23 protein-coding genes and 2 tRNA genes are annotated in these 21,910 nt (G+C 68.9%); 14 read left to right on the top strand and 11 right to left on the bottom strand.

What is annotated here, in order from left to right; genetic code table 11:
- Positions 1 to 64: 64 nt before the first annotated feature.
- Positions 65 to 640 carry a TetR/AcrR family transcriptional regulator gene (locus tag LPH33_RS15560; RefSeq protein WP_160875705.1) on the bottom strand — a complete coding sequence of 192 codons (576 nt, stop codon included), beginning with the start codon at positions 638 to 640 and terminating at the stop codon, positions 65 to 67.
- Positions 631 to 2,040: an amidase gene (locus LPH33_RS15555; RefSeq protein ID WP_160875617.1), complete on the bottom strand. Its 1,410-nt coding sequence runs from the start codon at positions 2,038 to 2,040 to the stop codon at positions 631 to 633. Before LPH33_RS15555 ends, LPH33_RS15560 begins: the two co-directional genes overlap by 10 nt.
- A gap of 103 nt (positions 2,041 to 2,143) precedes the next feature.
- Here LPH33_RS15555 and recO point away from each other — a divergent pair, with 103 nt between their 5' ends.
- The 4 genes from recO to LPH33_RS15535 are packed head-to-tail and all read left to right on the top strand — an operon-like array spanning position 2,144 to position 4,713.
- Positions 2,144 to 2,974 carry a DNA repair protein RecO gene (recO, locus tag LPH33_RS15550; RefSeq protein ID WP_229565083.1) on the top strand — a complete coding sequence of 277 codons (831 nt, stop codon included), beginning with the start codon at positions 2,144 to 2,146 and terminating at the stop codon, positions 2,972 to 2,974.
- A complete protein-coding gene (locus tag LPH33_RS15545) occupies positions 2,931 to 3,737 on the top strand; it encodes an isoprenyl transferase (RefSeq protein ID WP_051032947.1) in 807 nt (268 codons plus the stop codon). Before recO ends, LPH33_RS15545 begins: the two co-directional genes overlap by 44 nt.
- Positions 3,734 to 4,159: a hypothetical protein gene (locus LPH33_RS15540; protein WP_016691345.1), complete on the top strand. Its 426-nt coding sequence runs from the start codon at positions 3,734 to 3,736 to the stop codon at positions 4,157 to 4,159. Before LPH33_RS15545 ends, LPH33_RS15540 begins: the two co-directional genes overlap by 4 nt.
- Positions 4,156 to 4,713, top strand: coding sequence for a T3SS (YopN, CesT) and YbjN peptide-binding chaperone 1 (locus LPH33_RS15535; RefSeq protein ID WP_088897225.1), 558 nt, complete (start codon positions 4,156 to 4,158; stop codon positions 4,711 to 4,713). The genes LPH33_RS15540 and LPH33_RS15535 overlap by 4 nt, the downstream gene beginning before the upstream one ends.
- A 40-nt stretch (positions 4,714 to 4,753) precedes the next feature.
- Here the strand turns inward: LPH33_RS15535 and LPH33_RS15530 are convergent, their stop codons facing one another.
- Both LPH33_RS15530 and LPH33_RS15525 read right to left on the bottom strand, forming a co-directional pair.
- On the bottom strand, positions 4,754 to 5,170 hold the full coding sequence (locus LPH33_RS15530; protein ID WP_088897226.1) for a Fur family transcriptional regulator: 417 nt from the start codon (positions 5,168 to 5,170) through the stop codon (positions 4,754 to 4,756).
- A complete protein-coding gene (locus tag LPH33_RS15525; RefSeq protein ID WP_202399854.1) occupies positions 5,167 to 5,610 on the bottom strand; it encodes an ArsR/SmtB family transcription factor in 444 nt (147 codons plus the stop codon). The genes LPH33_RS15530 and LPH33_RS15525 overlap by 4 nt, the downstream gene beginning before the upstream one ends.
- Positions 5,611 to 5,726: 116 nt before the next feature.
- On the opposite strand from LPH33_RS15525, the gene LPH33_RS15520 reads away from it, so the two are divergent.
- Complete coding sequence (locus tag LPH33_RS15520; protein ID WP_006554466.1) at positions 5,727 to 7,118, top strand: glycine--tRNA ligase; 1,392 nt, start codon at positions 5,727 to 5,729, stop codon at positions 7,116 to 7,118.
- A gap of 82 nt (positions 7,119 to 7,200) precedes the next feature.
- On the opposite strand, the gene LPH33_RS15515 is transcribed toward LPH33_RS15520, so the two are convergent.
- Together LPH33_RS15515 and LPH33_RS15510 are read right to left on the bottom strand one after the other, a co-directional pair.
- On the bottom strand, positions 7,201 to 8,271 hold the full coding sequence (locus LPH33_RS15515; RefSeq protein WP_145692475.1) for a DUF6670 family protein: 1,071 nt from the start codon (positions 8,269 to 8,271) through the stop codon (positions 7,201 to 7,203).
- Between the two features lie 3 nt (positions 8,272 to 8,274).
- Positions 8,275 to 10,284, bottom strand: coding sequence for a TPM domain-containing protein (locus tag LPH33_RS15510; RefSeq protein WP_059380848.1), 2,010 nt, complete (start codon positions 10,282 to 10,284; stop codon positions 8,275 to 8,277).
- Between the two features lie 86 nt (positions 10,285 to 10,370).
- On the opposite strand from LPH33_RS15510, the gene LPH33_RS15505 reads away from it, so the two are divergent.
- The 3 genes from LPH33_RS15505 (at position 10,371) to dnaG (ending at position 14,348) form a co-directional block, all read left to right on the top strand.
- Positions 10,371 to 11,063 carry a YdcF family protein gene (locus tag LPH33_RS15505; RefSeq protein WP_059380849.1) on the top strand — a complete coding sequence of 231 codons (693 nt, stop codon included), beginning with the start codon at positions 10,371 to 10,373 and terminating at the stop codon, positions 11,061 to 11,063.
- A 38-nt stretch (positions 11,064 to 11,101) separates the two neighbouring features.
- Positions 11,102 to 12,373, top strand: a complete 1,272-nt coding sequence (locus tag LPH33_RS15500; protein WP_088897228.1) for a deoxyguanosinetriphosphate triphosphohydrolase — start codon at positions 11,102 to 11,104, stop codon at positions 12,371 to 12,373.
- Positions 12,374 to 12,452: 79 nt separating this feature from the next.
- Positions 12,453 to 14,348 (top strand): DNA primase, encoded by a 1,896-nt coding sequence (gene dnaG, locus LPH33_RS15495; RefSeq protein ID WP_229565081.1) that lies wholly within the window; start codon positions 12,453 to 12,455, stop codon positions 14,346 to 14,348.
- A gap of 4 nt (positions 14,349 to 14,352) precedes the next feature.
- Here the strand turns inward: dnaG and LPH33_RS15490 are convergent, their stop codons facing one another.
- Positions 14,353 to 14,598 carry a hypothetical protein gene (locus tag LPH33_RS15490; RefSeq protein WP_024101344.1) on the bottom strand — a complete coding sequence of 82 codons (246 nt, stop codon included), beginning with the start codon at positions 14,596 to 14,598 and terminating at the stop codon, positions 14,353 to 14,355.
- 148 nt (positions 14,599 to 14,746) lie between these two features.
- On the opposite strand from LPH33_RS15490, the gene LPH33_RS15485 reads away from it, so the two are divergent.
- From LPH33_RS15485 to LPH33_RS15475, 3 genes are all read left to right on the top strand, one after another.
- A tRNA-Asn gene (locus LPH33_RS15485) sits at positions 14,747 to 14,819 on the top strand.
- Positions 14,820 to 15,009: 190 nt separating this feature from the next.
- Positions 15,010 to 15,083, top strand: a tRNA-Ile gene (locus tag LPH33_RS15480).
- Positions 15,084 to 15,142: 59 nt separating this feature from the next.
- Positions 15,143 to 15,586 carry a hypothetical protein gene (locus LPH33_RS15475; protein ID WP_202399853.1) on the top strand — a complete coding sequence of 148 codons (444 nt, stop codon included), beginning with the start codon at positions 15,143 to 15,145 and terminating at the stop codon, positions 15,584 to 15,586.
- Here LPH33_RS15475 and LPH33_RS15470 read toward each other — a convergent pair.
- Positions 15,583 to 16,029, bottom strand: coding sequence for a hypothetical protein (locus tag LPH33_RS15470; protein WP_229565079.1), 447 nt, complete (start codon positions 16,027 to 16,029; stop codon positions 15,583 to 15,585). The genes LPH33_RS15475 and LPH33_RS15470 overlap by 4 nt on opposite strands.
- 437 nt (positions 16,030 to 16,466) lie before the next feature.
- On the opposite strand from LPH33_RS15470, the gene nhaA reads away from it, so the two are divergent.
- A complete protein-coding gene (gene nhaA / locus LPH33_RS15465) occupies positions 16,467 to 18,320 on the top strand; it encodes a Na+/H+ antiporter NhaA (RefSeq protein WP_229565078.1) in 1,854 nt (617 codons plus the stop codon).
- A gap of 321 nt (positions 18,321 to 18,641) precedes the next feature.
- Here nhaA and LPH33_RS15460 read toward each other — a convergent pair whose 3' ends face one another.
- On the bottom strand, positions 18,642 to 19,388 hold the full coding sequence (locus tag LPH33_RS15460) for a TetR/AcrR family transcriptional regulator (RefSeq protein WP_229565076.1): 747 nt from the start codon (positions 19,386 to 19,388) through the stop codon (positions 18,642 to 18,644).
- Positions 19,389 to 19,461: 73 nt separating this feature from the next.
- Here LPH33_RS15460 and LPH33_RS15455 point away from each other — a divergent pair, with 73 nt between their 5' ends.
- Positions 19,462 to 19,851 (top strand): VOC family protein, encoded by a 390-nt coding sequence (locus LPH33_RS15455; protein ID WP_229565074.1) that lies wholly within the window; start codon positions 19,462 to 19,464, stop codon positions 19,849 to 19,851.
- 12 nt (positions 19,852 to 19,863) lie between these two features.
- Here LPH33_RS15455 and LPH33_RS15450 read toward each other — a convergent pair whose 3' ends face one another.
- Both LPH33_RS15450 and LPH33_RS15445 read right to left on the bottom strand, forming a co-directional pair.
- Positions 19,864 to 20,301: a VOC family protein gene (locus LPH33_RS15450; RefSeq protein WP_229565073.1), complete on the bottom strand. Its 438-nt coding sequence runs from the start codon at positions 20,299 to 20,301 to the stop codon at positions 19,864 to 19,866.
- 1 nt (position 20,302) lies between these two features.
- Positions 20,303 to 20,875 (bottom strand): DinB family protein, encoded by a 573-nt coding sequence (locus tag LPH33_RS15445; protein ID WP_088897235.1) that lies wholly within the window; start codon positions 20,873 to 20,875, stop codon positions 20,303 to 20,305.
- 61 nt (positions 20,876 to 20,936) lie between these two features.
- Here LPH33_RS15445 and LPH33_RS15440 point away from each other — a divergent pair, with 61 nt between their 5' ends.
- Complete coding sequence (locus LPH33_RS15440; protein WP_229565072.1) at positions 20,937 to 21,902, top strand: helix-turn-helix transcriptional regulator; 966 nt, start codon at positions 20,937 to 20,939, stop codon at positions 21,900 to 21,902.
- The last annotated feature ends 8 nt before the right edge of the window (positions 21,903 to 21,910 follow it).

Genomic DNA, 21,910 nt, shown 5'->3' with positions numbered 1-21,910 from the left:
TGGTGTTTCGTCGGGGACGCGGATGTGAACGCATCGTCACGCCGGGCGGGCGACCGAGCGGAACTCAGTGACGCGTGGCCGCCGCGCCGTGCAGCAACAGCAGAACGGCCTCCGACAGATCCGGTTCCGTACCCGTCGACAGGCGGCGCAGTTGCAACCCGGTGATGGTCGCGACGACCGTCGGGGCGATCGTCTCCGGTTCCGGCACCCCCAGGGCGGAGAGGATCGAGACGGTCAACGCGTCGTAGGCACGCCAGCAGCGTTCGGCGACCCGCCGCAGTTCCTCGTCGCGCCCCGCCTGCACGTACAGCTCGAAGGGGGCGATGCGTTCGGCCGTGAAGGTCAGGTCGTGGGCGACGCGTTCGGTGAGCTCGGCGGCCTCGGTCAGCGACAGGGCGCGGGATCGATACTGCTCGGCGAGTTCTCGCAGCCGCTCGGTCTCCTCGTCGACGAAGAACTCGAGCGCGGCGCGCAGCAGGTCGGCCTGGGTGGGGAAGTGGTAGGTGATCGACCCGAGCGAGACCTCGGCGCGCGCTGCGATGCGCCGGTTGGTCACTCCGGCGACCCCGTCTGTGCCGACGAGATGCAGGGTGGCGTGGACGATCCGCGAGCGGGCGTCGTCGCGTGTGGTCACCACCAGTGCTCCGGGGTGTGTTCGTGCCAGCGCAGCACCGACTCGAGTTGGGAGGCGAGGGACACCAGCAGCGGTTCGGAGTTCTCCGGGCCGAGCAGCTGGGCTCCCACCGGAAGTCGCTCGTCGGTGAATCCCGCGGGGACGTTGATCGCGGGCCAGCCCAGCACGTTCCACGGCCACGCGTAGGGGCATGCACCGGTGATGACCTTGTCGGTCGCCCAGCCGCCGATGCCGTCGATCGCCGTCACCGGTAGCGGCGGGGTGGCGGTGGTGGGGGCGAGCACGACGTCGAACCGGTCGAAGATGCGGCCGACCCGACGGTGCAGGCGCGGTTCGATCGCGCGCGCCGCCCGCAACGGATAGCCGTGCAGGTACCGGCCGGTGCGGGCGTTGGCGCGGGTGCGGACGTCGGCGAGGGACGGGTCGGGCAGGCGGTACAGCCAGTCCTCGATACCGGCCATGGATCGCGGGAGGAAGGCGAGGCCGAACGTCGTTCCGTAGTCGGGGTCGGCGAGGGTCACCTCGTGGCCGAGATCGCGCAGCACGGCGGCGAGTGCGGCGATACGGGTGCGGACGCGGGCGTCGAGGCGGGTGGGTGTCGCGGTGAACGGAATCTTCAGCGACAGAGCGATGTTCAGCCTGCCGGGATCTCGTCCCACAGCGTCGGAGACGGTGAGCGGCGCGCACCTGTGCCGGTCGCCGGGGTGGTTTCCGGACACGACGTCGAGGAGCAGGGCCGCGTCGGCGACCGTGCGGGCGAGCGGGCCGTGTGTGGTGAGTCCGTTGAAGGATTCGGCGTCGGGCCACATGGAGATCCGGCCGCGTTGCGGCTTGATGCCGACGAGATTGGACCACGAGGCGGGGATGCGGACCGATCCGGCGCCGTCGGATCCCAGGGCGGCCGGCACGAGGCCCGCGGCGACCGCCGCGGCACTGCCACCCGACGAGCCGCCGGGGGTGTGGTCGCGCGACCACGCGCTGCGGGTGTGCCCGAAGGCGTCGCCGCCGGTGAGCGGCCACTGGCCGAGTTCGGGGGAGTGCGTCTTGCCGACGATCACCGCGCCGGCGGCTCGTAGACGGCGCACGACCTCGGCGTCGGTGTCCTTCGGGGTGAAGGTGCCGGCGCAGCCGAACATCGTCGTCTCGCCGACGATGTCGGTGTCGTCCTTGATCGCGATGGGGACGCCCAGCAGGGGGAGACGCTCGCCGTTCGCGCGGCGCCGGTCGGCCTCGCGGGCCTCGTCGAGTGCGGCCGTGCGGCGCACGACGCGGAAGGCGTTCAGGTGCGGTTGCGACTCGTCGATCCGGTCGAGGCTCGCACGGACGAGATCCGTGGAGGTGGTCTCGCCGCGGTCGAGCGCCTCGACGGTCGCCTTCAGGTCGCGCAGGTCGGTTCGAGCGTCCATTCGTTCCCCCGTTCGTTCGAACGAACAATAACGCGTTCCAGTTCTGGGTGTCGAGTCCCTTCGCGGGTCGTCCCGTGTCACCGCGACATGACAGACTCGGGGAGTGATGCTTTATCGGGACAACGCGGTGGTGCTGCGCCAGCACAAGCTGGGCGAGGCCGACCGCATCGTCACCCTGCTGACGCGCCGGCACGGACTCGTGCGGGCCGTCGCGAAGGGCGTGCGCCGGACGCGCTCGAAGTTCGGCGCACGGCTCGAACCGTTCGCCCACATCGACGTCCAGCTCCACCCGGGCCGCAGTCTCGACGTCATCACCCAGGTGCAGACCCTCGACGCCTTTGCGGTGGGCATCGTCGACGACTACCCCCGCTACACCACCGCGTGCGCGATCCTCGAGACCGCCGAACGCCTCGCCGGTGAGGAACGCGCGCCCGTGCCGCGCCTGCACGCGCTCACTGTCGGAGCCCTCCGCGCGGTGTGCGACCGCACCCGGCCGCCCGAACTCGTGCTCGACGCCTATCTGCTGCGGGCCATGGCCTACGCGGGATGGGCGCCGGCGATCACCCACTGCGCGCGCTGCGACCGTCCCGGCCCGCACACCGCCTTCCACGTCGCTGCCGGAGGTGCGGTGTGCGTGCACTGCCGCCCGCCGGGGGCGGCCACCCCCGCCCCGGGCGTGTTGGCGCTGCTCGACGCGCTCAACCACGGACGCTGGGCCGACACCGAGGCCGCCGACGCGGCGGTGCGCCGCCAGGCCAGCGGCCTCGTCGCCGCGCACCTGCAGTGGCATCTCGAACGGCAACTGCGCTCGCTGCCCCTCGTCGAGCGCGGTCGTACCGAACCTGCGACGGGGAACCGGGTTGATGACGTCGCCCGCGGTGTCCGGCAGGATGGGGACCGTGATTCGACGACGTACCACGCCCCCATCGCCTGAGCGGGTGATCCGGCCGCCCGACCCGCATCCGTCGGGCGCGCGACCTCCCGTACTGCAACCCGAGCTGATTCCCCAGCACGTGGCGCTCGTGATGGACGGCAACGGTCGCTGGGCGCAGGAGCGCGGTCTGCCGCGCACCGCCGGCCACGAACGCGGCGAGGCCGTGCTGATGGACACGGTGTGCGGATGCATCGAGATGGGCGTCAAGTGGCTCTCGGCCTACGCCTTCTCCACCGAGAACTGGAAGCGCAGCCCCGACGAGGTCCGCTTCCTCATGGGCTTCAACCGCGACGTGATCCGCCGCCGCCGCGACGAGATGCACGAGATGGGTGTGCGCGTCCGGTGGGCCGGTCGCCGTCCCCGCCTGTGGCGCAGCGTGATCAAGGAACTCGAGATCGCCGAGGAACTGACGAAGGACAACGACGTCATGACCCTCACGATGTGCGTCAACTACGGCGGTCGCGCCGAGATCGCCGACGCCGCACGGGAGATCGCCCGCCGGGTCGCGGCAGGAGAACTCGATCCCGAACGCATCACCGAGTCGACGATCGCGCGGTATCTCGACGAGCCCGACATGCCCGACGTCGACCTGTTCCTGCGGCCCTCGGGCGAGCAGCGCACCTCGAACTTCCTGCTGTGGCAGTCGGCCTACGCCGAACTCGTCTTCCAGGACACGATGTTCCCCGATTTCGACCGGCGCGATCTGTGGGCGGCGTGCGTCGAATACGCCTCGCGCGACCGGCGGTTCGGTGGTGTGAAGTGACGTCGCTGCGTGAGCGGATCGCAGGTGCGCTGACGCCCTTCGTCGACGTCCGCACCCCGTCGTCCGCCGCGAACGGCGACGGCTCGTTCGGATTCGACTACGGCGCCGTGCCGTTCGCCCTGCAGGTCGTCACGCTCACCGAAGGACTCGACGTGGTCTCCGTCACCGGAGTGCTCGCGTGGGATCTTCCGCTCGACGACGCCGTGCGCGGTCGGGTCGCGGCCGCCGCCGACGCCCTGCAGTTCGGCTCGGTCCACCTCATCGAACGCGAGACCGACGCCGATGTCGTGCTGCGGTACTCGTTCCCCGCGACCGGTCTCGACGACACGGCGCTGACCACCATGCTGTTGCTCGTGCTCGACGGTGCCGCCGACGCGCGCGGTGCCGTCGCCGGCACCCCCGACCCCAAGGAGAATTCGTGACCACCACCGACGCCGACGTCGAGACCACCACCGAGGAGGTCGTCGCCGCCGACGGGGCGCACGCCGTCGCGATCCCCACCGAGGACGACGACGCACTGACCGCTGCCGTGGTCGAGACGCTGTCCGAGATCCTCGAGGAAGCGCCCGAGCCCGACGAGGACGGCGAGATCCCGATCTGGATCGACGACGTGCTCACCTACGCGACCGTCGACGCCGAGGGCGGCTTCGTGCTGCTCACCACCTACCTGGTCGAGGGCATCACGGGCCGCACCCGGGCCGCCGAGGTCCTCGGCGACCTGCAGGTCGAGTTCCCCGAGGTCAAGTTCGTCCTCGACAAGGACCGGGTCACCGTCGAGCTGCGGGTCGCAGCGTCGCCGCTGGTCCCGATCCATCTCGTGCGGGCCGTCGCATCGCTCGTGCCGGTCGTCGAGCAGGCACGCGCGCTGGCGCAGCGTCTCGGCGGCGAAGCGTCGGTCTTCGACGGTGAGGCCGAGGACGACGACGAGAACCTGCTCGTCGACGGTTGCGGCTGTGGTGACTGCGATTGCGGCTGATCGCCGCGGTGATTGCGACTGACGGCCGACGGCCCTCGCTTCAGGCCTGAGCGAGGGCGCAGTCGCGGCAGTTGCCGAAGATCTCGACGGTGTGGCTGACGTCGACGAAGCCGTTCGACTCGGCCACCTCGTGCGACCAGCGTTCGACCTCCGGGCCGTCCACCTCGACCGTGAAGCCGCAGTGGCGGCACACGAGATGGTGGTGGTGCCCGGAGGAGCACCGCCGGAACAGCGATTCGCCGCTGTCGGTGCGCAGCACGTCGACGCTGCCGACCTCGGCGAGCGACTGCAGGGTGCGGTAGACGGTGGTCAGGCCGATGCCCTCGCCGCGCTTGCGCAGCTCGTCGTGCAGGTCCTGGGCGGACCGGAACTCCTCGGTGTTGTCGAGCAGGTCGACGATGGCGCTGCGTTGACGGGTCGAGCGGACCCCCACGAGAGGTTTGCGGGCGGAGGTCACTGCGATCGTCCTTCCTGGGCGTGAGCGACGGCGTCGACGACGATGCGGGCGAGGTGGTCGTCGGCCAGGTGGTAGAGCACTTCGCGCCCCGAGCGTTCGCCGCGCACCACGCCGGCGGTCTTGAGCACGCGGAGATGCTGGCTGATGAGCGGCTGGGTGACGCCGAGGGCGCCGACGAGTTCGTGCACGCAGCGGGCCGACTCGCGCAGTTCGAGCACGATCGAGATGCGGACGGGCGCCGACAGCGCGCGCAGCAGCTCACCGGCCGCGATGAGGGTGGCGGGGGAGACGTCGACCGGGGACGGCAGGGCGTCGCTTCCGATCGGTCCGCGGGCGCGCTCGCCCGTGCTGCACTCACGTGGATCGGCGTCGATGCTCACGGGGCTCCTCGGGGCGGGGACGGCCGCCGGTCGGCGGGCCTTATTGCAAATCGATTCCATTTTGATATGCACGGTTGTGCATGTCAACCGGCGCGAATTCGAGCTGCGAACGAGGAGCGATAGGCTTACAGATCGACGCATGCTGCGAAAACCCGCATCGAAGATGGAGAAACCGAGTGGCACCCAAATCCAAGATCGATACCGTCGCCAACCTCGCCAAGCGCCGGGGCCTGGTCTATCCCTGCGGTGAGATCTACGGCGGCACCAGGTCCGCCTGGGATTACGGGCCGCTCGGCGTGGAGCTCAAGGACAACATCAAGAAGCAGTGGTGGCGCAACATGGTCACCAGCCGCGAGGACGTCGTCGGCCTCGACTCGTCGGTGATCCTGCCGCGTCAGGTCTGGGTCGCCTCCGGCCACGTCGGTGTCTTCAACGACCCGCTCGTCGAGTGCCTGAGCTGTCACAAGCGCCACCGGCAGGACCACCTGCAGGAGGCCTACGCCGAGAAGAACAAGCTCGACGACCCCGATGCCGTGCCGATGACCGAGATCGTCTGCCCGGACTGCGGCACCAAGGGCCAGTGGACCGAACCCCGCGACTTCAACATGATGCTCAAGACCTTCCTCGGCCCGATCGAGAGCGAGGAAGGCCTGCACTACCTGCGCCCCGAGACGGCGCAGGGCATCTTCGTGAACTTCGCGAACGTGCTCACCACCTCGCGCAAGAAGCCCCCCTTCGGCATCGGCCAGATCGGCAAGAGCTTCCGCAACGAGATCACCCCTGGCAACTTCATCTTCCGCACCCGCGAGTTCGAGCAGATGGAGATGGAGTTCTTCGTCAAGCCCGGCGAGGACGAGCAGTGGCACCAGTACTGGATCGACTACCGGATGAACTGGTACACCGATCTGGGCATCAACAAGGACAACCTGCGCCTGTACGAGCACCCGCTCGAGAAGCTGTCGCACTACTCGAAGCGCACCGTCGACATCGAGTACCGCTTCCACTTCCAGGGCAGCGAGTGGGGTGAGCTCGAGGGCGTCGCGAACCGCACCGACTTCGACCTGTCGACGCACTCGAAGCACTCCGGCACCGACCTGAGCTTCTTCGATCAGGCCACCAACGAGCGCTACACGCCGTACGTCATCGAGCCGGCGGCCGGCCTGACCCGTTCGCTCATGGCCTTCCTCGTCGACGCCTACACCGAGGACGAGGCGCCCAACGCCAAGGGCGGTGTCGACAAGCGCACCGTGCTGCGCCTCGACCGTCGCCTCGCGCCGGTCAAGGCCGCCGTGCTGCCGCTCAGCCGCAACGCCGACCTGAGCCCGAAGGCCAAGGACCTCGCTGCGAAGCTGCGCCAGAACTGGAACATCGAGTTCGACGACGCCGGCGCCATCGGCCGCCGCTACCGTCGCCAGGACGAGATCGGCACCCCGTTCTGCATCACGGTCGACTTCGACACCCTCGAGGACCAGGCCGTCACGATCCGTGAGCGCGACACCATGGCGCAGGAGCGCGTGAGCCTCGACCAGGTCGAGGGTTACCTCGCGCAGCGCCTGATCGGCTGCTGACCGACCCGAGAGACGCAGATGCCCTCCGGTCCCGACGGACCGGAGGGCATCTGTCACTTCGTAGGCGGGTGTTTCGTAGCGGTCAGGTCGTCGAGCGCCGATCGATGTACTCGAAATATCCGCGACCGGAGATCTCCTCGCCCCGCCAGGTCGCCGACCACGCGAAACCGGTGACGAATCCGGTGCCCAGACCGTAGGTGAACGGAGTGTCCATGATCCCTTCGAGATCCAGCCAGGGACGACCGCGGGTGTCCTTCACCAGGAACCGGGTCCGGCGCGGCACCGGCATCGGGATGCCGTAGGGAGTCGGCTCGGGCTCGTCGTGCAGTTCGAGTATCTCGAAGTCCACGTCCCGGAAACGGGTTCCGTAGCCGCCGCGGGTGCGCAGGATCGCCGTCGTCATGAAGGGCCGGCCACCGATCGCGTAGCGGCTCAACAGGATCTGCGTGTCGGCGTCGAGATCGACGATCTGGTAGACGAAATGGTCGAGCGGAGCCTTCGCCGCGGGTGGCAGGGGAGTGGACCGCATCAGATACGGGCTCGGCATCGCCCCGTACTCGAACGAGCACAGACCTTCGGCCGTGACGCTGTGGCCCTCGTGGGTGAAGGTGCCCTCGTATTCGGTGAGCAACCCGAAGTGCTTGTAGAGCGGGCTGCGGAAGAACCACGAGACCGTGTCCGTGTTGGTCAGTGTCAGCGCGACGTCGACCGTTCCGAGCCGTCCCACGAGTTCGTAGTGGGGGTAGCGGCCGGTCAGGCTCAGATCGTCCCCGAACTTCACCAGTGATCCGTCCGGGGAGGACACGAAATCGTCGCCCACGGCGTAGTTCCCGAAGTGCGCGGGATGCGATGCCGCCGTGCCGGCGACCACGGTGGCGTTGCGGCGCGGCGGCGCCACGAGCGCGTGGTCGTTGTCGAAGGCGAGCGACCCGGTGGCGCCGATCAGCGACATCATCGAGAAGAACCGGTGCGGCTCCGGCAGATCCGGGATCATGACGCCGTAGTGCACCCACCCCAACCGACGCGTGTCGACGTGCGGGCGCAGGATGTCGGGTTCGGAGAACGGTTTTCCGTCGGACGACGCGGCGGAATCGAACAGGCGGACGGCCGATCCGAGACCGGCACCCAGTGCGCGTGCTGCGATCGGGCGCATGGTCTAGAAGCGTCCTCCGCTCGATCCGCCGAAGCCGCCGCCCCCGAAACCACCGCCGCCGAAGCCGCCCCCACCGAAACCGCCGCCGAAACCACCACCGCGGCCGCTGTTGAGCACGCTGTTGATGAGGATGCCACCGAGCACGGCGCCGGCGACGTTGCCGCCCGACGAACCACCGCGGGGCGGACGGTGCTGGTTGTTCCAGCGCTGCACGTCGTTCTGGGCGCTGCGCAGTGCCTGCGCGGCCAGCGACGCGGCGGACCGCGCGTACTGGATGGCCGCCGCCGGATCGGACTCGGCTGCCTGCTGCGCGGCCTGCAGGTGCCGCTGGGCCTCCGACAGGCGGGTGCGTGCCTGGGCACCCACGACGCCGCGGCGCGTCCCGATGAAGTCGGCCGCGGCGGTGACCTGCGCCTGCGCCGCGCTCAGATCCTGCTCGAGGCGGCGACGCATCTCCTCGGCCTGCTGCTTGGCCTGCCGCGTCCGGGCACGCAACTCGTCGAGCCGCGCATCGGCCTCGACGACCCGCGTGAAACTGCCCAGCGGGTCGGTGTGCTGCTCGGCCCGAGCGTGTTCGAGGGCTTCCTGCACGGCCTTCAGGGCGTCGACGAGTTCGGGGCCGCCCGCGTCGAGGAGCTGCTTCGCGTCGGCGACACCCTGTTCGGCGTCCTCCACCGCGGCGGGAAGCGTCGCGATCGCGCGCCGGATGTCCTCCGCCGCATGGTCGAGCGCGTCGAGCAGCGTCGCGGCATGCCCCAGTGCGCGTTCGGCCTCGCGGATCGCGCGCACGGCGTCGCCCTGCTCACCGACCGGTCGCGCCACCGCGGTGCGGCCCTGGTCGATCGCGTTCTCCGCGAAGGAGATCTCCTCCCGGGCCAGCGAGACGTTGTCCACCACCGGGGTCAGGGCGCCGGTGGGGAACTCCGAGTGCAGCTGCCCGAGGATCCGCTCGGCCTCCGGGATGCGGGCCGTCAGCGCGATCGCGCGCTGCGTGAGCCCGTCCAGACGGGCCGGAGCGTCGAGCAGCAGATTCCGCATCTTGTCGAACGCCTCGACCTGCGCGTCGAGTTCGCGGTTCGCCTGCCCACACGAGGAGACGAGCTGCACGAGCATGTCGCGCTGCTGTTCGGGCGTCTCGGGGATGTCGTCGTCGAGACGCTGACGGATCTCGAAGGCGTTCGCCAACGCGACCTGCGCCTGCCGGTGCGCGCGGTCGAAGGGAGCCACCGCCGAGTCCCCGAACTCGCCCCGGGCGAGCTCGAGCGCTTCGGCACTGGACCGCACCGCGTTGTCGGTGTCCACCAGGAGGGTCTGCGCGTACTGGTCGAGACCCTCGATCGGCAGACCGCGCAGGGCGGTGGTGTCGGCCGGATCGATCTGCGCGGCCTGCGCTGCACCGGCCTCGGCGCGCTTCTTCTTCGACCGCCGGTTGTAGGCGTAGACACCGGCACCGCCGGCTGCGATGACACCGCCGCCGACGAGCAACGTCGTCACCGGAGCGGCCGACGGCGTAAGGGCGTTGCTCAACCCGTCGGCCGCACCCACGGCGGCACCTGCCCAATCACTGTTGCGTAGCGCCGGCACGACGTCGGACGAGCTGATCCGGTCGCGTTCGCTCTCGGAGATCTCCGAACCCGTCGGTGTCCACAGCGCGAACTCGCGGTCGTCGGTCGCGACCGCCAGCAGGGCGGTGTCGGGACCGAAGTTGCTCGCCTGCGCGGTGGCCTGCGCCCAACTGTCGTAGTCGCGTCCGTCGAAGCTCGACACGTAGGTCACCCACAACTGCAGGCCGTGCTCGTCGTACAGGGTGTTCGTCGCTTCCTGGATCCGTGCGACGTCGGCGTCGTCGAGCACGCCCGCCGTGTCGGTGATCGGCTGGGGGAGCCGCGAGGGTGGCTCCGCGGACGCCGACGCGGGAAGGAGCAGCCACGCGGCCACTGCCAGCAGGGCGGGGACGAATGCGAGCGCGGACCGTGCAGGTCGCCGGGGCGGTGCGGCCGATACGTGTGCCATGGAATCGAATCTAGTGGCTGCGAGGTGAGGACGGGGTCGGCGCGTCGTCCGGTCGACGCGTTCTCGTTCGCTGGCAGAATCAGGGGGTGAGCACCGCATCCCGCCGCACCGGCACCACCGCGACGTACACCGGGGACGACCTCGGGGTCGGCGCGCGCATCGCGCGCTGGCTCCGGCGACTGATCGTCGGGGTGCTGCTCGCCGCCGTCCTCGTCGTCGGCGGCACGGCGTTGCGGGTGTGGCAGGTCGCGCGGATCGACGACCGCACCCCAGCCGACGCCATCGTCGTGCTCGGGGCCGCCCAGTATTCGGGCACACCGTCGTCGGTCTTCGAGGCCCGCCTCGAGCAGGCCCTCAAGCTCTACGAAGCGGGAGTGTCGCCGCGGATCGTCACCGTCGGCGGCAAGCAGGAGGGCGACCTGTTCACCGAGGCCGCGGCGGGCAAGAACTATCTCGTCTCGCGCGGGGTGCCCGCCGAGGCGATCGTCGCCGTCGAGGAAGGCTCGGACACACTGCTCAGCGTCGAGGCCGTCAGCCGCGAGATGTCGGATCTGGGCCTGTCGTCGGTCGTGCTCGTCAGCGACCCGTGGCATTCGCTGCGCACCCGGACCATGGCGCGCGACGCCGGTCTCGACGCCTGGACAGCTCCCACCCGCCAGGGTCCGGCAGTGTTCACCCGCGAGTCGCAACTGCACGGCATCGCCCGCGAGACCGGCGCGTTGATCTGGTACCAGATCACCCACTTCTCCGCCGATTTCCCGTACACGGCGCAGCAGTGAGGCGGAACGTAGGGTCTTCGGTGACGGAAGGCAGTGTGATGCAGGGCTACAGCGAACACGATCTCGAACGGCGCGTTGCCGAGCCGCGCAAGACCTCGGCGCTCGCCGGGTCCGAGGGAGCGGCGTCCGAGCGGACCGCCTTCGCACGCGACCGTGCGCGCGTGCAGCACTGCGCGGCCCTGCGCCGCCTGGCCGACAAGACACAGGTCGTCGGCCCCCGCGACGGCGACACCCCGCGCACCCGTCTGACGCACTCGATGGAGGTCGCGCAGATCGGCCGCAGCATCGCCGAAGGACTCGGCGCCGACCCCGATCTCGTCGACCTCGCCGGCCTCGCCCACGACATCGGGCACCCGCCCTACGGGCACAACGGTGAGCGGGCACTCGACGCGGTCGCGGAGTCCTGCGGCGGATTCGAGGGCAACGCGCAGAACCTGCGCATCCTCACCTGCCTCGAACCGAAGATCCTCTATCCGGACGGCTCGAGCGCCGGTCTCAACCTCACCCGGGCCTCGCTCGACGCGACGCTCAAGTACCCGTGGACGCGTCCGCGCCCGGGCGCGAAGTTCGGCTCGTACGACGACGACGCCGAGGTCCTCCACTGGATCCGCGAAGACGCACCCGAGCGCCGCAAGTGCCTCGAGGCGCAGATCATGGACTGGTCCGACGACGTCGCGTACTCGGTGCACGACCTCGAGGACGGTGTGATCGACGGTCGCATCGACCTGCGGATGCTCGACGATCCCGACGATGTCGCCGGACTCATCGAGGTGGGCATGCGCGAATTCTCGGGTCTCGACCCGGCCGAGTTGACCGAGGCGGCCAAGCGGTTGTCCTCCATGCCGGTGGTCCGCGCCGTCGGCACCTTCGACGGTACCCTCGCCTGCTCGGTCGCGCTCAAGAAGCTGACCAGCGAGCTGGTGGGCCGCTTCGCCAACGCAGCGATCCTCGGGACCCGGGAGGCGACGGAAGGCCGACGCGTCACCCGGTACGACGCCGACCTCGTGGTCCCGCCGATCGTGGTCTCGGAGGTCGCGTTGCTCAAGACGATGGCGCTGCAGTTCGTCATGTCCGACCGCGCCCACCGCACCCGCCAGGAATCACAACGCGAGCGCATCCACCGCGTCGCCGAGTGGCTGCTGCGCACCGCGCCGGTCGGTCTCGACCCGTTCTTCGTCGCCGCCTGGAAGTCCGCGCCCGACGATGCTGCGAAGGTGCGGGTCGTGGTCGATCAGATCGCCTCGTGCACCGAATCACGCCTCGAACGGATCGACCGCGACAGCCTCGCCGCGCAGGCGAGCTGGGGCTGACGAGGCTCGAGCGATCGCGACGGCAGGTCGCGGCCGACCGTCCTGCCGAGCAGTCTGCGGGGCGGCTTAGACTCGTCTCGTGGCCGGCCGTATTTCAGACAGAGACATCGCGGCCATTCGCGACCGCGTGCGCATCGAGGACATCGTCGGCGAGTACGTCGCACTCAAGCGCGGGGGCGCCGACTCGCTCAAGGGCCTGTGTCCCTTCCACGACGAGAAGTCCCCGTCCTTCCACGTGCGGCCCAATCACGGGCACTACCACTGCTTCGGCTGCGGTGAGGGCGGCGACGTCTACTCGTTCCTGCAGAAGATCGAACACGTCAGCTTCGTCGAAGCCGTCGAGCAGCTCGCCGAGCGTGTCGGCTACACGCTGAACTACGAGGGCGGCGGTCCGTCCGTCCAGCGCGACCGGGGCACCCGTGCCCGGCTGGTCGCGGCGAACGCGGCCGCCCAGCAGTTCTATGCCGAGCAACTGCGCACGCCCGACGCCCAGGCCGCCCGCGACTACCTGACCGAACGCAACTTCGACCAGGCGGCCGCCGAGACGTTCGGTTGCGGCTACGCACCCGCCGGCTGGGACGCGCTTACCAAGCACCTCCTCGGCCGGGGATTCGACTTCTCCGAACTCGAGGCCGCCGGACTGTCCCGGCAGGGACGCCGCGGCCCGATCGACCGCTTCCACCGTCGGCTGCTGTGGCCCATCCGCAATCTCGCGGGCGACGTCATCGGCTTCGGTGCCCGCCGTCTGTACGACGACGACCAGATCACCGCCAAGTACATGAACACACCGGAAACGGTGCTGTACAAGAAGTCTCAGGTGTTGTTCGGTCTCGACCTCGCCAAGCGCGAGATCGCCAAGTCGCATCAGGCCGTGATCGTCGAGGGCTACACCGACGTCATGGCCATGCACCTGGCCGGCGTGAAGACCGCGGTGGCTGCGTGCGGCACCGCCTTCGGTGACGAACATCTCGCGCTCCTGCGTCGCCTGCTCATGGACGACAGTTTCTTCCGCGGTGAGGTCATCTACACCTTCGACGGCGACGACGCCGGTCGCGCGGCGGCGATGAAGGCGTTCGAGGGAGATCAGAAGACCGCTGCGAAGACCTACGTCGCGATCGCACCCAAGGGCATGGACCCGTGCGAGTTACGGCAACAGTCGGGCGACGGCGCGGTGCGCGATCTTGTGGCCCGCCGCACCCCGATGTTCGAGTTCGTCGTGAAATCGATTCTCGCCGAACACGACCTCGACACCGTCGAAGGTCGCGTCGAGGCTCTGCGCCGGTGCGTTCCTGTCGTGGGCCGGATCAAGGACCGCACGATCCGCGACAACTACGCGGTGCAACTCGCGCACTGGACGGGATGGGACGACATCCCCACCGTGCGCCGGCGTGTGCAGGAGGAAGCGCGGCGAGGAGTCCGTGCACCGGAAGCGAAGACACGGCCCGCGACGGCCACGGCGGAGCCCGTGTCGGCCCTGCGACGTCCCCGGCCGAACGATCCGACGCTGTGGCCGCAGCGCGACGCGCTCAAGTCGGCGCTGCAGTATCCGGGCATCGCCGGCACCGTCTTCGACTCCCTGCCGCCGGAGACATTCAGCGACCCCGCCTATGCGGCCGTGCGGCAGGCCGTCGCCGACGCCGGCGGAACCGCAGCGGGCCTCGGGGGAGCCGAATGGGTCGACGCCGTCGGCAGGGCCGCGACCGACCCCGTCGCGCATTCGCTCGTGATGGAACTCGCCGTCGAACCCGTCCCCACCGAAGAGGACCGGCTGCCGCGCTACATCGGCGGCGTACTGGCGCGGCTGCAGGAGGTCTGGGTCGGCGAGCAGGTGGCCGAACTGAAGTCCAAACTGCAGCGGATCTCCCCGGCCACGGAGTCCGAGGAGTTCCACGCCCTGCTCGGTGACCTCATGGCGCTCGAACAGTACCGGCGGAGCCTGCTCGACCAGGCCATCGGTGACGGCCTGGCCGGCTGACCGCCTACTTCTTCAACTGGTCCCGCGGGATCATGATCGTGGTCGTCTCGTCGATGGGCTTCATCGGCTCGAGCTTGGGCTGAGGGCTGAGCGAGTCGGCGAGTTTCTGCCGGCCCACCTCGATCGCCTTCTTCGTGACGGGGCTCGCGGCCACCGCCTTGGCCGTCTTGCTGATCTGTTCGTATCTCGCGCGACCCGCTCGGGTGCCGAGCACGTATCCCGCAGCGACCCCGACCAACAAACCCATCAATGTGTTGTCCTTCCACCCGTGACTGCGTCGTCCCCATCCTGCCCGATGACCCCGCAGCATGCCCACAAGCAGGCGATTTGGTGCTGCGGTGGGTGGGACGCTATGGTTTTTCACGCACCGGGGGAAACCGCGGAGCACCGCAGGACAATCCCCTGTAGCTCAATTGGCAGAGCATTCGACTGTTAATCGAACGGTTGCTGGTTCGAGTCCAGCCGGGGGAGCGCCCAAGAATCCTCCCACCCGTCACGGGTGGGAGGATTCTGTGCATCCAGGGGTATGTCGATGCGACAGAGCCTCCCCGATGTGATCTCTGTTACTTCGCACCCGGCAGCGTGTTGCCCGCTGTGTCCGGGTAGCATTCGATCGCGCCGTGCGAGCAGTGCGGCACTGTGCGACGCGTGTCGTCGCGACGGGGCGGTAGCTCAGTCGGTTAGAGCCGCGGACTCATAATCCGCTGGTCGCGGGTTCGAGCCCCGCCCGCCCCACATCCTCCGCTCGTGGCCGCGAGATGTTCCTGCTTCTCGGAACGGTAGCGTTCGACCCCATGAGCACCCTTCGAGAAGTCGGCGAACGCGAGGCGTGGCGTTGCTGGTTGTGCGACGAGCCCGTGGACCCCGACATGTCGGTCAACGACCCGCGCGGTCCCAGCATCGACAGCATCAACACCGCCAAGAAGGGTGGCAAGGGGAAGGGCGGAGTCGAGCGGCTCGCGCACCGCGCCTGCAACACCAAGAAGGGTGCCGTCAAACCCGTCGTGCCGTGGCCCGACCGGCTGTTCGTCGTCGACCCGGCGCCCATCATCGGCGTCGTCGAGCAGCTCACGCGCAAGGGCGGTCGCGTCGCCGTCGCCCGGTGTCCCGAGAAGTCGGACGCGGAGGAGGCCTCCGAGTGGCTCCTCGACCGCTTGTCGCGCCTCGAGCCGAGCGTGCGATTCGACACCAGGATCGAGTCGGCCGGCGGCGGCTACCTCCTCGTGCTGACGGCCTAACCGGGAGCCAGCACCAGTCCGGAGTGATCCGGTGACTCGGCGGACACCTCGACCTCGGTGAGCACCGTACCGTCGTCTCTCAGCAGCGTGTAGCGACCCGGCATGAGACCGGGGAACAGGAACCGACCGTCGTTCGTGGTGACGATGCTGCGGTCGATGTACTGCTCGCACACCTCCAGGCCGATCAGTCGAATCGTGGTGGACGGATGGAAGACGCCTCCGATCCGTCCGTTCGCCACCGCTCCGATCGCAGCCGGTGGATCCGGGTGGTCGCCGAGCTCGTCCGGACGCCAGGCGGGCGCGCCGTCCGGCGGCGCACATGCCGGCACCGAGGAGTGTGACGCGCGGGCATGCGCGACCGTCGGGTCGGTCCCGTCCACAGAGACGGGCTGATGTGTCGTCGCTGCGACGAGCACCCCTGCTCCCACTGCGGTGATCAACATCCATCGGGCTCTTCGGATCGTTCCCCTGTGCAGCAACGGATCCACCTCCTCTCCGTAAGAGAACTTAGGAAAGTTGTTCTCGCCGAGGGTTATTCGGAACCGACGCTTCGGTGGATCGTGACGATACCCGGCGCGGACGCGCAGGGCTATCGTCCGTGGAGGTGACATGTAGTGGCGGAATGTAACGGTCGGGCTGTCGAACCGCCGAAATCGGTTGTTGGCACAACGATTCGGTCTAGTTTCGGATGAGGTCGATAGTCGGAGGGGTGCATTCCGCCTCCCGGATGACGGATCCGGTTGCACTGTTGTGTTCGGACAATGTGGTTCCGAACGGTCGGTACCGGAAATAATCGCCCCGGGGCCGGGCGTTGTGCGGTTTCGTCGGCGTACTCACCGGCACCGAGTTGCTCGAAGCGGACTGCGGAACGAGGGAGCACATGACGGTCGACGAGAAACCGACGACGCTCCGCCGGGCGTCCGATCTCCTGGCAGGGGTCCGCGACGGCACGGACGACGACACGCTCGCGGCTGGCGTCGTACTCGCGGCAACCCTGATCGCTCTGGTCTGGGCCAACCTCGGCGACTCGTACGAGGCGTTCTGGCACACGCCGCTCAGCATCAGCATCGGTGACTACGGCATCGATCTCGACCTCAAACACTGGGTCAACGACGCCGTCATGACGTTGTTCTTCTTCGTCGTCGGCCTCGAGGTCAAACGCGAGCTCACCATGGGAGAGCTCACCGACCGGACGCGCGCCGCGGTCCCGCTCGTGGCCGCGATCGCGGGTCTGGCGCTGCCCGCAGCGCTGTTCCTGCTGCTCAATCCCAGCGGGGAGGCCGCAGGAGCGTGGGGTGTGGTCGTGTCCACCGACACCGCCTTCGTGCTCGGTGCGCTCGCGCTGGTCGGACCCCGCTGCCCGGCCCGCCTGCGCGTGTTCATCCTCACGCTGGCCGTGGCCGACGACATCGGCGCCCTCGCCATCATCGCCTTCGTCTACACCGACGATCTGCAGCCGGTCTACCTGATACCTGCCGCGATCGGACTGTTGCTGATCCTGCAGTTCCGCCGGCTCGAGGTGTGGCGGGGCGTCGTCTACTTCGTCGTCGCGGCAGGGACGTGGGTGGCGTTCTACGAATCCGGTGTGCACCCGACCCTCGCCGGTGTGCTGATCGCGTTGATCCTTCCCGTCTATCCGCCGCGCCGCAGCGAAGTGGAGCGCGCCGGCGAACTCACGCGGGCCTTCCGTCAATCGCCCAATTCCGACTACGCGCGCGCCGCGCAACTCGGGGTGCTCCGCGCGGTGTCCGTCAACGAGCGGCTGTTACGGCTCTACCAGCCGTACACGGCGTTCCTCGTCGTGCCGATCTTCGCCCTCGCCAATGCGGGTGTGGTGATCTCCGCTGAGACCGTCGGCATTGCGATCCGGTCGCCGATCACGTGGGGCGTCGTCCTCGGTCTGGTCGTCGGCAAACTCGTGGGCATCACCGCGGCCACCGCCGTCTTCTCGAGTCTGCGGCCGGGCAGCCTGCCGCCGGGACTCACTCTCTCGCGCATCAGCGGGGGTGCCGCGCTCGCCGGCATCGGGTTCACGATCTCCCTGTTCATCGTGGATCTGGCAATCGAATCTCCCGAAGCGGCCAACGACGCCCGGATCGGCGTACTCCTCGCGGCGGTTCTGGCCACCGCACTGGGCTGGGCGTTGTTCCGGCTGTCCGACCGTCTGCATCCGCCACAGGGACCGGCCGGGTTGGTACTGCTGCGTCCGGTGGACCCGGATCGCGACCACGTGCGGGGACCAGTCGACGCTCCGCTCACACTCGTCGAGTACGGAGACTTCGAGTGCCCGTTCTGCAGCAAGGCCACCGGCAGCATCCGCGACGTACACAAGCACTTCGGCGACGAACTGCGGTACGTCTTCCGGCACCTGCCCCTCGACGAGCACCACCCGCACGCGCGGTTCGCTGCCGAAGCGGCCGAGGCTGCCGCCGCGCAGGGACGGTTCTGGGACATGCACGACCATCTGTTCGCCCACAGCGACGCTCTGTCCCACGACGAGATCTACGAACACGCCCAGCAACTGGGGCTCGACATGGACCTGTTGGACGAGGACCTGCGCCTCGGGCGTCACCGGCACCGCGTCGAGGACGACGATCTCGACGCCGAGACCAGCGACGTCTTCGGAACACCGACTTTCTATCTCGGCGTTACCGGCTCGGACCTCACCCGGCACACCGGCCCGTTCGACGCGGCAACGCTGATCCGCAGGCTCGAAGAGGTGCGGCAGGGGTGATGCGATTCGGGTGGATCCGACCCCGGAAAGCGGGGGCGGATCCACCCAAGTCGTGACGGCTCTTACCGGATGGCGGGTCCGGCCTCCGCGGATCCGGTCGGTAACAGGCCGGCCAAGCTGGCGAGGAGCGTTTCCCAGCGGCATTCCGCGGAGATCGACGCGAAACGGCACCCGGAGTAGTCCTCCGTGGGGAGCGTAGGTGTGCCGGGATCTGCGTACGCCGTGGCCGGCACTGCGAGGGCGATTGCGGCACAACCGAGCACGCCCGCGGCGAATCGCTTCATGAAACCTCGAATCTGTCGTACGGAACCTTCGGGGAAATCATTCCCCGGTGGGCCGCACCCCGCCATTCGAGACGAGCGGTTCGAGCCCGTCGAGGACGCGTTGCAGCCCGAACTCCCATGCGTGGTGCGGGCTGTAGGCGGCGTTCATCTCCGCCCCGGCCGCCGCCCCGACCCGTTGCGCGAGGGGATGGGCGTCGCCGAGATAGTGCGCGAGTCGCTCGTTCCATCGCGACCAGGCCTCGCCCATGTCGGCGGCGTGCGGATCGGGGCGTCGGGCTCGGGCCGCACCCCGCACGAAGTCCGCGACGAACGTGAGCGCGGCGTCGCGATCGATGTCGCCGAGGGGCGTGCCGTCGAAGGCGTGGAGTTCGTGGTCGTACTTCGCGATCGTGCCGGGGCCGAGGGCCGTGCGCTGATCGTCGACGTCTAGCAGCCACCAGTGCGCGGCGTAGTGCTCGAGTTCGGCTTCGGCGACTTGCCGTACCCGATCCCGCCACGACGGGGACTCGTAGGGCAGCCGGGGTTGCCGGGCGTGGACCCGGTCGACCATGAGGACGAGGAGCTCGTCACGCGACCCGACATGGGTGTACAGGGCCATGGCGGAGACACCCAGATCGGTCGCGAGGCGACGGATCGTCACTGCGTCGAGGTCCTCCGCGTCGGCGACGGTGACGGCCGCGTCCACCGCGGATGTGGTGGTGACCTTGGCTTTCGGCCCACGGGAACCGCCAGTCGGCGCATCGGGATGCTCGCGCCACAGAAGGTCGATCAGGTCGCGCGCCACAAATGCCTCCCGAAAACTCGTTCTGGAGGGTACTCTATACGCCGTACAAGGTTTCTGTCCCGGGGGAGGTCCTATGAAAATCAATTCGACAGCGTTGTCGCTCAACGTCGCCGACACGGCCGCATCGGCCGATTTCGCGATCCGGCACTTCGGTTTCACCGAGGAGATGTCCGCGGACGGATTCGTCTCGTTGTCCCACCCGGACGCAGGCTTCAATATCGTGTTCCTGCGTACCGGGCTGTCGACCTTCAAGCCGGAATCCATCGCCGGTCCGGCCGGTCAGGGCATGCTCATCGCCTTCGTCGTCGACGACGTCGACACCGAGTTCGCGCGCGTCGCGGAAGCCGGTGCGACGGTGGTGACCAAGCCGGAGACCGAGCCGTGGGGCGAGCGGTACTGCCAGTTCGCCGATCCCAACGGGATCATCTGGCAACTCGTCCACTGGGTCTCGGAACCGGCCTGACCACGCGAAGTCTCAGTCGAGGCAGAATTCGTTGCCCTCGGGGTCGGCCATCACGATGTGGCCGGCCCCGAACGGCGGCGCCGGGTCGTGACGCTCCAGGCGCGTGGCGCCGCGCGCGACGAGCCGTTCGGCCTCGGCTTCCAGGGCGGCCATGCGCTCGGCGCCGTCGAGTCCGGGCGCGGCACGCACGTCCAGATGCATCCGGTTCTTGGCCTGCTTGCCCTCGGGCACCTTCTGGAAGAACAGCCGGGGCCCTGCCCCGTCCGGGTCGACGATGCCCGACGCGTCGTTGCGTCGTTCGAGTGGCACCCCCATCGCGTCGAGCGCGTCGTCCCACGAGACGAAATTGCCGGGCGGCTTCTGGAGTTCGTAGCCGAGTGCGTCCGCCCAGAAATCCGCGAGAGCCGCGGGATCGGCGCAGTCGAACGTGATCTGGATGTCGCGGGCCATGTCAGCTCGCCTCCTGTCGGGCGCGGGTACGGGTGTGCAGGTAGAGGTCCCTCAGAAGGCAGACCTCGGACAGATGATGGATGAGTTCGCGGTGGATGTGCAGGACCAACATGCCCATCGGGTACTCGGCGTACGGTCCTTCGGCTTCACCGCACGGCCGGGCGAGTCCGTCTTCCCCGAGGGACTCGACGCCCGCGATCCACGTGGCGAGTTCGGCATCGAGCTGGGCGAGGGCCTCGTCCGCGGTCGCTGCGTACTCGAACGACATGTAGTCGGTGGCGGTGCGTCCGAAATGGCTCGCGTTGCGCATCGCCAGTACACCGACGATCACATGACCGAGCCGCCACGCAATGGTCGTGAAGGGCGGCGGATCGGGTTCGGGGAACGCGAAATCGATGGTCATCGCCCCGGCGCCTCCCAGTAGGGGAGCGGTGCCCGTCCCGCGCGGCCGAACACTCCAGCAGTCGAGTGCGGGTTCGAAGAAGTATTCGTCGTCGGTGAGGCCGTCGAGGCGGCGGCGAACCGGATAGTCGAGTTGCTGTCGCAGTAGGTGGTTCCAGTCGAGTTCTGTCATGGCTCCAGGTTGACGCATATTCCGGACAGATTCGGTCCGTGATCCGTGCGACGATCGTCGTGTGACCGTCGAGTCGACCACCGAACGGGTTCTGAGGGTGCTTGCGCTGTTGCAGAGTCGCCCGTCGTGGACCGCTGACGAACTGGCTGCGGAACTCGGCGTGACCGATCGCTCGGTGCGCCGCGACGTCGATCGTCTGCGCGCCCTCGGCTATCCCGTCCGCGCGACCCCCGGTGTCGGCGGTGGGTATCAGCTCGGTGCCGGCACGAGACTGCCGCCGCTGCTCCTGCACGACGACGAAGCGATCGCGACGGCGGTGTCGCTGCGACTGGCGTCGGGCAGCCCCATCGCCGGTGCCGCCGAGGCGGCCCTGCGCGCACTGGCCAAGCTCGACCAGGTGATGCCGCCGCGCCTGCGCGCGGAGGTGCGGGCGATCTACGGCGCCACCGAAACCGTCGTCGGCACGAGCACCGAGATCGATGCCGACACGCTGCTGGGCTTGGCTCGCGCATGCCGCGACGCGATCCGCGTGCGGTTCCGGTACACCACCCGGCAGGAGGTGGACGACGAGCGCACCGTCGAACCGGTGCGGATGGTCGCTGCAGGGCAGCGCTGGTACCTCATGGCATGGGACGTCGATCGCGACGACTGGCGCACCTTCCGGCTCGACCGGATGCGCGACGTGACGCCCACGACGTGGCGGTTCCGGCCGCGGCAGCACCCCGATCCGGTGTCGTACGTCCAGCGGTCCGTGACGGAGTCGCCCTACCGGTACATCGCGCGGATCCGCCTGCGGGCGGACGCCGACCAGGTGCGTGACATGGTGCCACCGCAGGTCGGGCGGGTCGAGGACGACGAGGACGGGTGGTGCGTACTCGTCGTCGGCGCGGACGACCCGGACTGGGTCGTGATGCACGTCGCGCGAATGGGCTTCGAGGCGGTCGTCATCGAGCCACCGGAACTTCGGGAGGCCGCGGACCGGCTCGCGAAGCGCCTCGCCGCGATCGCCTCCCGCTCCGATCGGTGACGGGTCCT

Source organism: Rhodococcus sp. RDE2 (assembly GCF_020885655.1).
Classification (GTDB): Bacteria; Actinomycetota; Actinomycetes; order Mycobacteriales; family Mycobacteriaceae; genus Rhodococcus; species Rhodococcus pyridinivorans.
The sequence above is the reverse complement of the archived record's forward strand: the minus strand, read 5'-3'. Positions and strand labels throughout refer to the sequence as shown.

What these genes read in the sequence shown, in the direction of transcription:
- LPH33_RS15470 (WP_229565079.1), bottom strand. Translation starts at nt 16,029, where the DNA reads ATGTTGATCACCGCAGTGGGAGCAGGGGTGCTCGTCGCAGCGACGACA.
- LPH33_RS15515 (WP_145692475.1), bottom strand. Translation starts at nt 8,271, where the DNA reads ATGCGCCCGATCGCAGCACGCGCACTGGGTGCCGGTCTCGGATCGGCC.
- LPH33_RS15450 (WP_229565073.1), bottom strand. Translation starts at nt 20,301, where the DNA reads ATGGCCCGCGACATCCAGATCACGTTCGACTGCGCCGATCCCGCGGCT.
- LPH33_RS15545 (WP_051032947.1), top strand. Translation starts at nt 2,931, where the DNA reads ATGGGGACCGTGATTCGACGACGTACCACGCCCCCATCGCCTGAGCGG.
- LPH33_RS15510 (WP_059380848.1), bottom strand. Translation starts at nt 10,284, where the DNA reads ATGGCACACGTATCGGCCGCACCGCCCCGGCGACCTGCACGGTCCGCG.
- LPH33_RS15500 (WP_088897228.1), top strand. Translation starts at nt 11,102, where the DNA reads ATGCAGGGCTACAGCGAACACGATCTCGAACGGCGCGTTGCCGAGCCG.
- LPH33_RS15555 (WP_160875617.1), bottom strand. Translation starts at nt 2,040, where the DNA reads ATGGACGCTCGAACCGACCTGCGCGACCTGAAGGCGACCGTCGAGGCG.
- LPH33_RS15455 (WP_229565074.1), top strand. Translation starts at nt 19,462, where the DNA reads ATGAAAATCAATTCGACAGCGTTGTCGCTCAACGTCGCCGACACGGCC.
- LPH33_RS15475 (WP_202399853.1), top strand. Translation starts at nt 15,143, where the DNA reads ATGAGCACCCTTCGAGAAGTCGGCGAACGCGAGGCGTGGCGTTGCTGG.
- LPH33_RS15525 (WP_202399854.1), bottom strand. Translation starts at nt 5,610, where the DNA reads ATGGAATCGATTTGCAATAAGGCCCGCCGACCGGCGGCCGTCCCCGCC.
- nhaA (WP_229565078.1), top strand. Translation starts at nt 16,467, where the DNA reads ATGACGGTCGACGAGAAACCGACGACGCTCCGCCGGGCGTCCGATCTC.
- LPH33_RS15445 (WP_088897235.1), bottom strand. Translation starts at nt 20,875, where the DNA reads ATGACAGAACTCGACTGGAACCACCTACTGCGACAGCAACTCGACTAT.